At 56.8% G+C, this 14,655-nt stretch carries 12 protein-coding genes and 1 riboswitch; of the genes, 6 read left to right on the top strand and 6 right to left on the bottom strand.

The genetic code is table 11. The features are described from left to right. Positions 1–1,236, bottom strand: coding sequence for a multifunctional CCA addition/repair protein (locus KGP16_RS22995; protein ID WP_223500407.1), 1,236 nt, complete (start codon positions 1,234–1,236; stop codon positions 1–3). Between the two features lie 108 nt (positions 1,237–1,344). Continuing rightward, positions 1,345–1,962, bottom strand: coding sequence for a TIGR04211 family SH3 domain-containing protein (locus KGP16_RS22990; protein ID WP_021179496.1), 618 nt, complete (start codon positions 1,960–1,962; stop codon positions 1,345–1,347). Positions 1,963–2,240: 278 nt separating this feature from the next. Here KGP16_RS22990 and KGP16_RS22985 point away from each other — a divergent pair, with 278 nt between their 5' ends. The 4 genes from KGP16_RS22985 to yjeH all read left to right on the top strand — a co-directional run bounded on the left by KGP16_RS22985 (position 2,241) and on the right by yjeH (position 9,301). Beyond that, a complete protein-coding gene (locus KGP16_RS22985) occupies positions 2,241–3,548 on the top strand; it encodes an inorganic triphosphatase (protein WP_223500405.1) in 1,308 nt (435 codons plus the stop codon). Positions 3,549–3,595: 47 nt separating this feature from the next. Continuing rightward, positions 3,596–6,433: a bifunctional [glutamate--ammonia ligase]-adenylyl-L-tyrosine phosphorylase/[glutamate--ammonia-ligase] adenylyltransferase gene (glnE, locus tag KGP16_RS22980; RefSeq protein WP_115159744.1), complete on the top strand. Its 2,838-nt coding sequence runs from the start codon at positions 3,596–3,598 to the stop codon at positions 6,431–6,433. 114 nt (positions 6,434–6,547) lie between these two features. Beyond that, on the top strand, positions 6,548–7,978 hold the full coding sequence (hldE, locus tag KGP16_RS22975; protein ID WP_021179499.1) for a bifunctional D-glycero-beta-D-manno-heptose-7-phosphate kinase/D-glycero-beta-D-manno-heptose 1-phosphate adenylyltransferase HldE: 1,431 nt from the start codon (positions 6,548–6,550) through the stop codon (positions 7,976–7,978). A gap of 69 nt (positions 7,979–8,047) precedes the next feature. Next, on the top strand, positions 8,048–9,301 hold the full coding sequence (gene yjeH, locus KGP16_RS22970) for an L-methionine/branched-chain amino acid transporter (RefSeq protein ID WP_094983157.1): 1,254 nt from the start codon (positions 8,048–8,050) through the stop codon (positions 9,299–9,301). A gap of 30 nt (positions 9,302–9,331) precedes the next feature. Here the strand turns inward: yjeH and KGP16_RS22965 are convergent, their stop codons facing one another. Next, the gene (locus tag KGP16_RS22965; RefSeq protein ID WP_021806869.1) at positions 9,332–9,607 is read right to left on the bottom strand and encodes an accessory factor UbiK family protein; all 276 of its coding nucleotides are present in this window, start codon (positions 9,605–9,607) and stop codon (positions 9,332–9,334) included. A gap of 147 nt (positions 9,608–9,754) precedes the next feature. Continuing rightward, positions 9,755–9,916: riboswitch (FMN riboswitch) on the top strand. 111 nt (positions 9,917–10,027) lie between these two features. Between KGP16_RS22965 and ribB the strand changes: the two genes are divergently transcribed. Next, positions 10,028–10,681 carry a 3,4-dihydroxy-2-butanone-4-phosphate synthase gene (gene ribB, locus KGP16_RS22960; protein WP_021179502.1) on the top strand — a complete coding sequence of 218 codons (654 nt, stop codon included), beginning with the start codon at positions 10,028–10,030 and terminating at the stop codon, positions 10,679–10,681. Positions 10,682–10,739: 58 nt separating this feature from the next. Here the strand turns inward: ribB and zupT are convergent, their stop codons facing one another. Next, positions 10,740–11,507, bottom strand: a complete 768-nt coding sequence (gene zupT / locus KGP16_RS22955) for a zinc transporter ZupT (RefSeq protein ID WP_021806868.1) — start codon at positions 11,505–11,507, stop codon at positions 10,740–10,742. A 208-nt stretch (positions 11,508–11,715) separates the two neighbouring features. Here zupT and ygiD point away from each other — a divergent pair, with 208 nt between their 5' ends. Next, entirely contained in the window at positions 11,716–12,498 is a 783-nt protein-coding gene (gene ygiD, locus KGP16_RS22950; RefSeq protein WP_059201847.1) for a 4,5-DOPA dioxygenase extradiol, read from the top strand. Positions 12,499–12,555: 57 nt separating this feature from the next. Here the strand turns inward: ygiD and KGP16_RS22945 are convergent, their stop codons facing one another. Both KGP16_RS22945 and KGP16_RS22940 read right to left on the bottom strand, forming a co-directional pair. Next, positions 12,556–13,716, bottom strand: coding sequence for a glutathionylspermidine synthase family protein (locus tag KGP16_RS22945; protein ID WP_223500403.1), 1,161 nt, complete (start codon positions 13,714–13,716; stop codon positions 12,556–12,558). Positions 13,717–13,719: 3 nt separating this feature from the next. Further along, entirely contained in the window at positions 13,720–14,379 is a 660-nt protein-coding gene (locus tag KGP16_RS22940; RefSeq protein ID WP_021179506.1) for a DUF1190 family protein, read from the bottom strand. Positions 14,380–14,655: the final 276 nt, after the last annotated feature.

Here is a 14,655-nt window from a genome sequence, read left to right as displayed (position 1 = left end):
CTAAGGCTGAGGTTCTTGCTGTTTCTTCCAGTCCGCCAACGCCTGCTGACGGCGGCGTTTGACCTCGTCGCGGATCGCCAGCCCTTGCAGGCCACTTTCCACCACCTCTTTGACCGAAACCGCGTTGGCGACCTGATAGGCCTGGCGCAGGTAATCGCCCTGCGGATAAGGGTTGTTTTCAAAACCGGTACGCCCGCGGGCATCGGCTTCGCTGGTGAGGATCATCTGCTCCAGCCGCTGCGGTTTACGCCACACGTCGATGGCATCAAACAGTTTTAACAGCGTTTCTGGCCGCAGTTTATTGGCCGTGTGGATCAGGTCGTGGTACTCCGCTACCAGCTTCGCCAGCTCACGTACTGGATTAGGAACACGCAGCCGTTGGCAAAGCTTCTCTACCAGCCTGACGCCCGCAGGGCCATGGCCATAGTGGTGTGGCCAGAGTTCTTGCGGCGTGATGCCTTTCCCGAGATCGTGGCACAGCGCCGCGAAGCGGATATCTACCTCGGGGCTGAGCTGGGTGGCAATCGCCAGCGTCATCAGTGTGTGTACGCCAGTATCAATTTCCGGGTGCCATTTCTCTGGGGCTGGCACGCCAAACAGGGCGTCGATTTCCGGGAACAGCACTTTCAACGCTCCGCAGTCGCGAAGCACCTGGAAATACACCTGCGGGCTCTGGCTCTGTAATGCCTTCTCGGTCTCTTTCCACACGCGCTCCGCCGTCAGGGAGGCCAGTTCACCGCTTTCGGCCATCTGTTGCATCAGCGCGCTGGTTTCAGGGGCGACGGTAAAACCCAGGGAGGCAAAGCGGGCGGCAAAACGCGCCACGCGTAACACTCGCAGCGGATCTTCGCCAAAAGCGTCGGAGACATGGCGTAACAGGCGGGCGTCGAGATCGGCCTTGCCGTTATAGGGGTCAACCAGTACTCCATCATCACCCCGCGCCATGGCGTTGATGGTGAGATCGCGCCGCAGCAGATCCTCTTCCAGCGTCACGTCCGGGGCGGCGTAGCAGGTAAATCCGGTGTAACCCTGGCCGGATTTGCGCTCGGTGCGGGCCAGCGCATACTCCTCATGAGTTTGCGGGTTGAGGAATACCGGGAAGTCTTTACCCACCTGCTGATAGCCAAGAGCCAATAGGTCGGCAGGCGTTGCGCCGACCACCACCCAGTCGTGATCCACTACCGGTAAGTTAAGCAGGGTGTCACGGACGGCACCGCCGACCAGGTAAATTTTCACGGTTTAACTCCTATCAATAGCTCGTTTGATCAGATTACATCAATTGGGCAACGGATGCGTCAGGCAATAAAAAAGCGCCCGAAGGCGCTTAAACTGGCGGAACCGCAATCAGTTCATCCAGCGGTTATTCTTGCGGCGTGGGATCAGGTGCGGCAACAGCAGGCCGAGCAGCAAACCAACGCCGGCAACGCCGCCGCCGTACATGAACCATTGCAGAATAATGGTGCGCTGTTTGTCATCAAGTTGCAGATTCACCGCGTTCACCTTCTTCTGCGCCACAACCAGCTGATTTTTCAGATCCTGGTTTTCCTGCTGCAGGCCGCTGATGGTGCTATCGCTGGCGGCCACTTTCTGCTGCATTTCGGCGGTGCGCTGGTTCCAGCTATTATCAATATTGGCCAGCTTGTCGGTCAGGGTTTTCACCTGCTGTTCCAGCTCTGGCACCTGGGTGCGCAGGCTTGGCGTCTGGCTCAGCTGATCCAGCGGGATCCAGACGCTGCGTCCTTTGGAATCGCGGATCTGGCCGTAGCTGGTGCTGTCATTGACGCTCAACAGCGTGACTTCTTCACCGGCATTCAAGGTGCCGACGATACGGTATTGGTTACCTGGGCCGCTATGGACATAAGTATTTAATTCATCGGAGATATAGCGTTTATCTTCGGCATGTGCGCCCCAAGTGATGCTAAAACTCAGCACGGCAAGGCAAATCAGGCGTAATTTCTGCATTATGTCATCGTTTCTGCGTGGATTTATGGAACGATAGTAGAGCGTTCAGTCTGACGGCGCAACGCCAAAACCGGAATGGGAACTATCTTACTATGCTAAATCCCGTCAGTTGCGCAGCATTCTATAACGTAACAGGTTTTTTCTGCAGTTGGCAGAGTCAAGTCAGGGGGAATCGCGGTAAGATACTCTCACTGTGCGTCGTCGGGCTGAGTGCGGCCGGCAGACTCCGCCGCCGTGAAGACTCACGCGAATGCCTAACCTATTGGTGTAAAAGAACTATGAGCGTTGAAATAGAACTGAAGTTTATTGTTTCCCCCGCAGCGATTGCCAGCCTACCGGAGCGGATTGCCGCCTGGCCTAATCAGCATTCTGCGCCGCAGAAGCTGACCAATATCTACTATGAAACCGCCGACAACTTCCTGCGCAACCATGATATGGGCCTGCGTATTCGCGGTTTTGACGATAGCTATGAAATGACCATCAAAACCGCCGGTTCGGTTGTGGGGGGGCTGCACCAGCGGCCGGAATTTAACGTCGCCATCGCCAAACCCGCGCTGGCGCTGAAAAAATTCCCGGCGGATATCTGGCCGGAGGGCTGCAAGCTGGCCCCGTTGCAAAAGGCGTTGCAGCCGCTGTTCCGTACTGACTTTGTGCGTGAAAAGTGGGTGGTCACTTTCGGCGCAAGCGAGATTGAGATTGGCCTCGACCAGGGTGAAGTGCGCGCGGGTGACCTCGCTGAACCGTTATGCGAGCTGGAACTGGAGCTGAAAAGCGGTGAGACTGCTGATTTGCTGGCATTGGCAGCCGCATTGGCGGAACAGGGTGGTTTACGCCAGGGTAGCCTCAGTAAAGCGGCTCGGGGCTATCATCTGGCGCAGGGCAATGCCGAACGTGAGTTACGCCCATTAAGCGTGATGAAGCCTGCACCTAAGTCCACGGTAGAACAAGGCATGGTTGCCGCTTTCGAGCTGGCGCTGAGCCATTGGCAGTATCACGAAGAGCTGTGGCTGCGTGGCGACAAGCAGGCACGCCGTGCGGTAATGGAAGCCATCGGTCTGATCCGCCAGGCGCTGGTGATCTTTGGCGGCTTGGTTCCGCGCAAGGCAAGCACCGATCTGCGCGCTCGGCTGACGGCTTTGGAGCCTTTGCTGGTGGATAAAACCACCCAGCCGCAGGAGCTGTGCTACGGCACGGAGTATCTGCAATGTAAGTTGGCACTCACATCGTGGTTGATCACCGGCGCATGGCGGCCGTTTATCGATGCCAAATCGCAGGCTAAGCTGGATGGTTCATTCAAGCGTTTTAGCGATATCATGCTGGGCCGTAGCGCCGCAGAGCTGAAAGAAGCCTTTACGCGCACCCTGAATGAAGATGAATATCAAGAGCAACTGCCACGCCTGACGCGCCAGGTGCTGGCGTTTATCCTGCTTTCTGGTGCCTATCCAGATAGCGAAACCGGGCCGTATATCGACAGTTGGCGCGAACTGCAATCAGCCATTGCCGAGCGTCGTCAGGGTTGGTACGAAGCCAGCCGCAAACAGGCATTATCCCATGCGCCATTCTGGTTAAACGGCGCGGTTCGTTAACTCCAGCGGGCCTGCCGGGCTGCAGGCCATAGAACGGGTCATTCACTATGTTGCCACTCTCTGCTGCGTTACAGCTTCAGGCACAGAACATCGTGCAGCGATTTCAGGAAACTCAGGGCGCGGAGTTAATGCTCAGCGCCGCAGAACAAAGCGTTCTGGCGTCGAGTGATTTTGTCAGCGACATGTTGCTCGGCCATCCTGAATGGTTGGTAACGTTACGCCAGCAGCCGCCGGTGGCCGATGAGTGGCAGCACTATGCCGCCTGGTTGCAGGATGAGCTTGAAGAGGTGCAGGACGAAGCGCAGCTAATGCGCGTGCTGCGCCTGTTTCGCCGTGAGAGCCTGGTGCGTATTGCCTGGGCGCAGGCTCAGCAGCTATGTACCACGCAAGAAACGCTACAACAGCTGAGTGCTCTGGCAGAAACGCTGATCGTCAGCGCTCGTGACTGGCTCTATCAAACCTGTTGCCGCGAGTGGGGCACGCCTTGCAATGCCGATGGCGTGCCGCAGCCTTTGCTGATCCTGGGGATGGGCAAACTCGGCGGTGGTGAACTGAACTTCTCCTCTGATATCGATCTGATCTTTGCCTATCCGGAAAACGGCCACACCCAAGGCGGGCGGCGTGAGCTGGATAACGCCCAATTCTTTACCCGCCTGGGGCAACGGCTGATCAAAGCGTTGGATCAGCAAACCATCGACGGCTTTGTCTACCGCGTCGATATGCGTCTGCGGCCGTTTGGCGATAGCGGCCCGCTGGTGATGAGCTTTGCCGCGCTGGAAGATTATTATCAGGAGCAGGGGCGCGATTGGGAACGCTACGCGATGGTCAAGGCGCGCCTGATGGGGGGGCATGAAGATGCCTACAGCCAGGAGCTGCGTAAGACATTGCGGCCATTCGTGTTCCGTCGCTATATCGATTTCAGCGTGATCCAGTCGCTGCGTAATATGAAGGGCATGATTGCCCGCGAAGTGCGGCGGCGGGGGCTGAAGGACAACATCAAGCTGGGTGCCGGTGGCATCCGCGAAATCGAATTTATCACCCAGGTCTTCCAACTGATCCGTGGTGGGCGTGAGCCCAGTTTGCAGGGGCGATCACTGCTGCCGACGTTGCAGGCGGTGGGTGAACTGGGGTTGTTGACCGCGCAGCAGGTCGCAGAGCTGAGTGACGGCTATCTGTTCCTGCGGCGGCTGGAGAATCTGTTGCAGGCGATTGCCGACCAGCAGACCCAGACCCTGCCGCAGGACGAGCTGGATCAGGCGCGACTGGCCTGGGGAATGGACCAGCCGGACTGGCCGTCGTTGATGATGGTGCTGGACGAGCACATGCGCCAGGTCCGTACGGTATTTGATGACCTGATTGGCGACGATAGCCCAGACGTAGGCGAAGATCCCAACTACCAGCATTACCACAGCCTGTGGCAGGATGCGTTGGATGAGAGCGAGCTAGAGCCACTGACGCCCCATCTGGACGAAGAGGCGCGGCGGCAGATGCTGCGTTCCATCGCCGACTTCCGCCACGACGTGGACAAACGCACCATTGGCCCGCGTGGCCGTGACGTGCTGGATCAACTGATGCCACGCTTGCTGGCCGAAGTGTGTTCGCGCGTGGACGCTGCCACGGCTCTGACGCGCCTGACCCAGCTGTTGCTAAGCATCGTGACCCGCACCACCTACCTCGAGCTGCTGGTGGAATACCATGCCGCTCTCAGCCACCTGATCCGCCTTTGTGCCGCATCCCCGATGGTGGCCAGCCAACTGGCGCGTTACCCACTGTTGCTCGACGAGCTGTTGGATCCGGCCACGCTGTACCAACCGGTGGCTCCGGATGCCTATCGTAGCGAACTGCGCCAATACCGCCTGCGGGTGCCGGAAGACGATGAAGAACAGCAGTTGGAAGCGTTGCGGCAGTTCAAGCAGGCACAACACTTGCGCATTGCCGCTGCGGATATCGCCGAGGTGCTGCCGGTGATGAAAGTGAGCGATCACTTAACCTATCTGGCCGAGGCGATCATTGATGCGGTGGTGCAGCAGGCGTGGAAAGACATGGTCGCGCGCTACGGTCAGCCGACTCATCTACATGAGCGGGAGGGGTTAGGGTTCGCGGTGATCGGCTACGGTAAGCTGGGGGGCTGGGAACTGGGCTATAGCTCGGATCTAGATCTGGTGTTCCTGCTGGATTGTCCACCAGACGTCATGACGGATGGCGATCGCTGCATCGATGGCCGTCAGTTCTATCTGCGCCTGGCGCAGCGGGTGATGCATTTGTTCAGCACCCGCACCTCTTCCGGCATTCTCTATGAGGTGGATGCCCGTCTGCGTCCTTCCGGAGCTGCCGGGATGCTGGTCAGCACCGTCGAAGCCTTTGCCGATTATCAGCGTAACGAAGCCTGGACCTGGGAGCATCAGGCTCTGGTGCGGGCGCGCATCGTGTATGGCGATCCGGCGCTGCATCAGCAGTTCGATGCGATCCGCCGCGAAATTTTGTGCAAACCGCGTGAAGTGAACAAGCTGCAGCAGGAGGTGCGTGAAATGCGCGAGAAAATGCGCAACCATCTGGGCAGCAAACAGCGCGATCTGTTTGATATCAAAGCGGACGAAGGCGGGATCACCGATATCGAATTTATTGCCCAATACCTGGTCTTAGGTTATGCCGCGGGTGAACCACGCCTGACGCGTTGGTCGGATAACGTGCGTATCTTTGAGCTGATGGCTAATTACGACATCATGCCGGAAGACGAGGCCCAGGCGTTGACCCAGGCTTATGTCACCATGCGTGATGAGATCCACCATCTGGCGTTACAGGAACACTCCAGCAAAGTCAGCAGCGAGCTGTTTGCTGCCGAGCGTGAGCAGGTGCGCGCCAGTTGGAGCAAATGGCTGGGCTGAGGGAGACGTATTGTTTGCCTAAGCATTGAGCTGGTAGGCAGTTTTTACGGGTATTGCGGGCTATTATGCTAATATCTGCCGAATTTATTTTTATGACTTGTTTGGAGTTATCGGATGAAAGTTACACTACCTGATTTTCGCCGCGCCGGTGTGTTGGTGGTTGGTGACGTCATGTTGGATCGCTATTGGTATGGGCCGACCAGCCGTATTTCACCGGAAGCGCCGGTGCCGGTGGTCAAGGTTGAAACCATCGAAGAGCGTCCCGGTGGTGCGGCTAACGTCGCGATGAACATCGCCTCGTTAGGGGCCAATTCGCGCCTGGTGGGTCTGACGGGGATCGACGACGCGGCGCGTGCGCTGAGCGCCAAGCTCAACGAAGTTAACGTGCGCTGTGACTTTGTCTCGGTCCCTACGCACCCGACCATCACCAAGCTGCGCGTACTTTCCCGTAACCAACAGCTGATCCGCCTGGACTTCGAGGAAGGTTTCTCCAACGTCGATCCGCAGCCGATCATGGAGCGTATCCAGCAGGCATTGCCGCAGATTGGCGCACTGGTACTGTCGGATTACGCCAAGGGCGCGCTGAGCAAGGTGCAAGGCATGATCGCATTGGCGCGTGCGGCGAAGGTTCCGGTACTGATCGACCCGAAAGGCACCGATTTTGAACGTTACCGTGGCGCCACGCTGCTGACCCCAAACCTGTCCGAATTTGAAGCCGTGGTCGGTCATTGTCAAAGTGAAGAAGAGCTGGTGACGCGTGGGATGAAGCTGGTGGCGGACTTTGAACTGTCTGCACTGCTGATCACCCGTTCCGAGCAGGGGATGACGTTGCTGCAACCGGGCCGTGAGCCGTTGCATCTGCCAACCCAGGCGCAGGAAGTGTTCGACGTGACCGGTGCCGGTGATACGGTGATCGGTGTGCTGGCCACCGCCCTGGCGGCGGGTAATACTCTGGAAGAGTCCTGCTTCTTGGCTAACGCCGCCGCCGGTGTGGTGGTGGGTAAGTTGGGCACCTCGACCGTCTCGCCAGTCGAGCTGGAAAACGCCATTCGTGGCCGCGCCGAAACCGGCTTTGGTGTAATGACAGAAGCCGAGCTGAAAAAAGCAGTAGCACAGGCGCGCCAACGCGGCGAGAAAGTGGTGATGACCAACGGCATCTTCGACATTCTGCACGCAGGCCATGTCTCGTACCTGGCGAATGCGCGCAAATTGGGCGATCGCCTGATCGTGGCGGTGAACAGCGATGCGTCAACCAAACGCCTGAAAGGGGAAACCCGCCCGGTTAACCTGTTGGAAAACCGTATGGTGGTGTTGGGCGCGCTGGGAGCCGTGGATTGGGTAGTGCCGTTTGAAGAAGATACGCCGCAACGCCTGATCGCCGAAGTTCTGCCAGATCTACTGGTGAAGGGCGGTGACTACCAGCCGCATGAGATTGCTGGCAGTGCTGAAGTCTGGGCCAACGGTGGCGATGTGCGGGTACTGAACTTTGAAGATGGGTTATCCACCACCAACATCATCAAGGCCATCAAGGATGGGCGCGGTTAATATTTTTTGACTGTAGGGGCGCTGAGCACTGCGCCCGAAAAAGACGACGGGTAAACAGGGTGGTTTGCAGTGAGTGGACTTAAGCAGGAGCTGAGTTTAGCGCAGGGCGTTGGGCTATTGTCCACTTCACTGCTGGGTACAGGGGTCTTTGCCGTTCCGGCATTGGCGGCGCAGGTGGCGGGGGGCGACAGCCTGTGGGCCTGGCCAATACTGATTGTGCTGGTATTCCCGATCGCCATCGCTTTTGCGGCGTTGGGCCGCCATTTCCCCAGTGCCGGTGGTGCCGCACATTTTGTCGGCCTGGCTTTTGGGCCACGCATGGCAAAGGTAACCGCTTGGCTGTTCCTCTCTGTGATCCCCGTTGGCTTGCCTGCCGCATTACAAATCGCCGCAGGATTCTGGCAGGCCACCTTTGGTTGGGATGCCAACGGCCTGTTGCTGGTGCAAATTGTCACGCTAGTGGTGATTTGGCTGCTTGGCACACGCAGCGCCGGTTCCAGTGCCAATATTCAGACCTTGATTGCCCTTCTGGTGATAGCTCTGGTGGGGGCTATCTGGTGGCAAGGCGGCATTACCCCATCCCAAATCCCATGGCCTGCGGTCAGCGATATTTCTCCTCCTAATATGTTTAACGCGTTGGCGGTGATGTTCTGGTGCTTTGTCGGGCTGGAGGCTTTTGCTCATCTGGCGACCGAGTTTCGCCATCCAGAGCGGGACTTTCCGCGTGCGTTAATGCTCGGGCTGTTGGTGGCGGGGGCGGTCTATTGGGGCTGTACCGTAGCGGTGCTGCACTTCCATGCTTACGGCGAACATCAGGCGGCGGCCGCTTCGTTGCCGGGGATTGTGGTGCAACTGTTTGGCGAGCATGCGCTGTGGATTGCCTGCATCATCGGCTATCTGGCCTGTTTTGCCAGCGTGAATATCTACACCCAGAGCTTTGCCCGCCTGGTCTGGTCACAGGCCCAGGAAAAGCCTGCTAGCGGCTTAGCCAAACTCTCTGCGGGTCAGGTGCCGGTCAATGCATTGAGCGCAGTGGTAGGTTGCTGCCTGCTGTTCACTTTGCTGATCTATACCCTGAAGCTGCCGCTGGATACGTTGCTGGTGTATGCCAATGGCATTTTCGTGCTGATTTATCTGCTGTGTATGTTGGCGGGTTGGCGGATCTTGCAGGGGCGTTCGCGGCTGATGGCGATCGTCGGATCCGCTTTGTGCTTGTTGTTACTAGTGATTATCGGCTGGAAAAGCCTGTATGCGCTGGCGATGTTGGTGCTGATTTGGCTGGTGCTGCCGCGTAAAACGCCGGCGGTGGTCTCCAAGCAATAAGGGCGCATTGATGCGCCCCTTACAATAAACTTATTCGTCTGCTGGCTTGGCTACCGGTGCGGTATCCAGCTTGCCTTCCAATTCAGTCAGGCGCTGTTCCAGCAATGCCAGCTTCTCGCGGGTGCGCAGCAGGACTTGAGTCTGCACGTCAAATTCTTCGCGGTTAACCAGATCCAGACGGGTCAACTGCGCTTGCAGTACCTGGCGGATTTTTTTCTCAACGTCTTCCCCGAATTCACGTACGCCTTTAGGCATCGACTCTTGGACCTGGCGTGCGATCTGTTCAATTTTTTTCGGGTCAATCATGGCGTTTCCCTTTCTGATATTTGGTGGCAGATGCCTAGTGTAATGCGAGTTGCTCGCCGGATAAACCATTACCGTGTTTGCTGCGCGATCCCTCATTACGTGACCGGATGGCTTGAAACGCTAAAGCGATGGGGTTATAGTCGAGATGCTTATTCTCAGGGCGGGGTGCAAGTCCCCACCGGCGGTAAATCACCATTCACGGTGAAAGCCCGCGAGCGCTCAGCCTATCTCTCAGGAGTGGGTTAGAGGTCAGCAGATCCGGTGTAATTCCGGGGCCGACGGTTATAGTCCGGATGGGAGAGAGTAACGACACCTGTCGGGCGTATGCCCCGCTTGCGTTATTTTTTTGGCTATTGGCATAGCCACTCCTCAAGATCGCCCTGGTTCTGGTAATCCATAATTTTAATGAGGTTTTTTACCATGAATCAGACTCTACTTTCAGATTTCGGCACGCCGGAAGAACGCGTTGAACGCGCTCTTGATGCACTGCGCAACGGGCGCGGTGTGATGGTGCTTGATGATGAAAACCGTGAAAACGAAGGTGACATGATCTTCGCCGCAGAAACCATGACCGTTGAACAGATGGCGCTGACCATTCGCCACGGTAGCGGCATTGTTTGCCTGTGTATCACTGAAGATCGTCGCCAGCAGCTTGAGCTGCCGATGATGGTCACCAACAACTCCAGCCAGTTCCAGACTGCCTTTACCGTGACGATTGAAGCGGCGCAGGGCGTGACCACTGGCGTATCGGCTAGCGATCGCCTGACGACCATCCGTGCGGCCATTGCAGACGGTGCCAAGCCGAGCGATTTGAACCGCCCAGGCCACGTGTTCCCGCTGCGTGCTCAGCCTGGTGGCGTATTGAACCGCCGTGGCCACACCGAAGCGACCATCGATCTGGTCTCAATGGCCGGTTTCAAACCCGCTGGCGTGCTGTGCGAGCTGACTAACGATGACGGCAGCATGGCGCATGCGCCAGAAGTGATCACCTTTGCCAAGCAGCATGACATGGTGGTGCTGACTATCGAAGATCTGGTGGCCTATCGCCAGTCGCACGAAAAGAAAGCCAGCTGAGTCGCTGACTGAAATGAAAAAGCCGCTGATGAAGCGGCTTTTTTGTGCTTAAAATTCTTTATCCGATGCCGCCGCTTTGCAACAGCGTCAGGCTAAATCCCATCACCGCCATGCCGCACAGCACGCCATAGCTTGGATTATTATGTGGATCGATCTCTTTGGCCAACGGCATTAATTCATCTACCGACAGCGCCACCATAATCCCGGCCACCGCAGCCATAATCGACGCCATCACCACCGGTGAAACCATCGGGCCGAGCACCAGGAAGGCCAGTACGCCCCCCAGAATTTCTGCCATGCCGGAAATACCAGACCACAGCAGCGCCTTGGTTTTGGAGCCGGTTGCCGCATACACCGGCCCGGCGACCGCCAATCCTTCTGGAATATTGTGGATGGCGACCGCGAGCGCAATGCCCATCCCCAGTTCCAGATCGGCGCTGGCGGTGACAAAGGTAGCAATCCCTTCCGGGAAGTTGTGCAGGCTGATGCCGAGCGTCAGCAGCATTGCGGTGCGTTTCAGGTTATGGGGCTTGATGGGCTTTTGCACCAGGTCTTGCGGATGCTGGTGTGGCAGCATGCGATCCAGCGCAAAGTAGCCTAACAGCCCGAGCATAAACATGCCGTAGCCAAGCATGGGCGACATGCCGACGGTGTGCAGCGCAGCGGGCAGCATTTCCATCAATGAAATTAACAGCATAATCCCTGCGGCAAAGCCGAGCGCAAACGCCAGCAGGCGGTTGGAGGGCTTCTGGCCAATAATGCCGAGCAGGGCACCGACAAAGGTAGCGCCCCCGGCTAACAAGGTCAGGATCAGCGGTACAGACATGCATTCTCCTTGTATGCTAATGAAAATATACCCATTTCCGATACTAACAGAGCCAAGGCATAAATCGAGTGGATTTGGCTGATGGTTTCAATCGCTCCAGCCATTCAAATTTCTTGACGATCACCATCAGGGTTATCCGGCTGCCTTGGTTGGGTAAACAGCGTAATGTAGTCAGCAGAACACTTGTCACGCTAACCAAGGATATTTTATGACCACCTCTCGTATGCCTGCACTCTTTCTTGGCCACGGAAGCCCGATGAACGTGCTGGAAGATAACCGCTATACCCAGGCCTGGCGTGCGTTGGGTGAGCAATTGCCACGGCCAAAGGCGATCGTTGCTGTGTCTGCCCACTGGTACACTCGTGGGACGGCAGTGACGGCGATGGAACATCCAAAAACCATTCACGACTTTGGCGGCTTCCCGCAGGCGCTGTTTGATACGCAGTATCCGGCACCGGGTTCACCGGAGCTGGCGGCAGAGCTGCAAAGCCTGTTGGCCCCGGCGCAGGTGATGGCCGATACCAGTGAGTGGGGGTTGGATCACGGTAGCTGGGGCGTGCTGATCAAGATGTATCCGCAAGCCGATATCCCGGTGGTGCAGCTGAGCATCGATGGGACTCAGCCAGCGGAATACCATTTTGAGCTGGGCCGTAAGCTGGCGGCGCTGCGCGATCGGGGGATCATGATCGTGGCCAGCGGCAACGTGGTGCATAACCTGCGCATGGTGAAATGGCAGGGTGACACCAGCCCGTATCCTTGGGCGGAGTCATTCAACCAGTACGTACGTGATAACCTGGACTATCAGGGCGAACATCACCCGCTGGTGAATTTTATGCAGCATGAAGGCGCAGCGTTGTCGAACCCGACACCAGAGCATTATCTGCCGTTGCTGTATGTATTGGGCGGCTGGGATGGTAAAGAGCCGATCTCAGTACCAATCGATGGGATTGAAATGGCCGCGCTGAGCATGCTTTCGGTGCAGGTTGGTTGAATAAAAAAGGCGCGAAAAATTCGCGCCTATACGATCGAATAGGTTCGACCCTACGGATTAACCAAGAATAATATGCGGATAGAAGCGCGACAGATCCTGGGTGATCAACTCGCGATCTTCACGCAGGCCAATACCGCAAGGCTGATCGTTGACCAGCCAGCTGCCGATCAGCGTATAGCTGCCTTCAAACTGTGGCAACGGATGGAACTGCTGCACAATCATGCCTTCTTCGCCATATGGCCCATCTACGCGCGCCACTTCCTGACCGTTCTGGACGATCTGGATGTTGGCACCCTCGCGTGAGAACAGCGGCTTGGTGACGTAATGATCCATCTGCGGGTGATCGTCCTCGGCAAAGTAGGCTGGCAGCAGGTTTGGATGATCCGGGAACATTTCCCACAACAGCGGCAGCAGAGCCTTGTTGGAGATAATGCTCTTCCAGGCTGGTTCCAGCCAGCGTACGCCAGCGTCTTCCAGCTTGGTGGAGAACATCTCGCGCAGCATAAATTCCCACGGATAGAGCTTGAACAGGTTACCGATCACCTGATTTTGCAGATCGGTGAACTGGCCTTTCTCGCCCAGGCCAATCTCTTCCATATACAGGAATTCGGTCGGCAGGCCCGTTTCCAGCGCGCAATCTTGCAGATATTGCACCGTACCGCGATCTTCCTCGCTGTCTTGGCAGCAGGCCAGATGCAGCAGGCCAAAGCCGTGGTTGGCTTGCAGATCGGCGAAACGCTCAATCAGTTTTTCTTGCAGGCTGTTGTACTGGTCCGCGGCGGGATCCAGCTTGCCGGCATTGATCTGATCTTCCAGCCACAACCATTGGAAAAATGCTGCCTCATACAGTGAGGTTGGCGTATCGGCGTTATTTTCCAACAGTTTGGGCGGATTGATGCCGTCATAGGCCAGATCGAGGCGTGAATACAGCGAAGGCTGATTAGTGCGCCAGGAGCTGCGAACAAATTCCCAGGTGTGCTTGGGGATGCAGAATTTGGTCATCAGTTGATCGCTGTTGACCACCTTATCTACCACCTTCAGGCACATCTGGTGCAGCTCGGCGGTGGCATCTTCAATCTCTTCGATCTGCGCCAATGTGAATTGGTAATAGGCATCTTCACACCAGTAAGGTTCGCCGTACATGGTGTGAAAGGCGAAACCAAATTCGGTGGCTTTTTCGCGCCAATCTGGGCGCTCGCTAATCGCAACGCGTTTCATGCATTAACCACCCATGCTGCGTGAGCTGCTGGAAGTGGCGCTGCTGCGCTGCATGCTGGTCTGTTTGGCCACGGATTCACCGAAACCGCCACGGGTAACGGTATTGGTCACCGCTGGTTTAGGTGCCATGGCGGTTTTAGGTACCGTCATGGAGCGGCCGCCTGCGGTTGCCGGACCATAGCTTTTACCGCTAGCGTCAACAAACTTGCCGTTTGCCGGGCTGGCGGCGTTTTTAGAGGTAAACAGCGGCTGTTGAGCGTAGCCCCCGCCACCCATCATACGGCCCATCATGTAGCCCGCCATCAGCGGCATCCACATGCTGCCGCTGCTTTGTGATTCTGCGGCCATGCCAGCCTGTGCTGGAGCCTGAGTACATTGCGCTTCACCGAATTCGGCGACGCAGTCTTCACGAGTGGCGTATTTAGGCGCGGTTTTTTCCGCTTCCTTCAGCGCGTTGTTATACGCGGTGGTGCACTGCTCGCTCATCGACGGGTTGGAGGTTGAACAATCGTCGGCATTTTTATACAGGGAAACCGTCTCATCCGCCTGTTCGCAGCCGGCCAGCATAAACACTGCGCTGATCGCCAAAGCTACGGGAGCAACACGGTAGCTGCGCCAGGATTTGCGGAAGGTGTCTTTGTTGATGTTTTTGGTCCGTTTCATCGATATCTATCCCATCATGCGGGCTGTATTCGCCCTTGCCCAGTAGTGGTCGATAGGATAGGGGAAAGATGCTCAAAATTAAAGCTGAAACACCCGCAGGATCCACTCTTTACGCACTTATACGTTACGGTGTGCGCCAGTTCGCTTTACGGAGCATAACTGCAGCAAAAGCGTTACATAATGGAACGTTTTGTCCGAAGCTACGTTCCATTATGTAACGTTTTTTTCCTTACTCGCCAAGCAGTCGGCAGGTCGTATAGTCAGCAATAGAATAAT

The sequence above is a fragment of the Serratia sp. JSRIV006 genome, from assembly GCF_019968685.1.
Classification (GTDB): domain Bacteria; phylum Pseudomonadota; class Gammaproteobacteria; order Enterobacterales; family Enterobacteriaceae; genus Chania; species Chania fonticola_B.
Note: the sequence above shows the minus strand (reverse complement) of the source record. Positions and strands in the feature narration are given on the sequence as shown.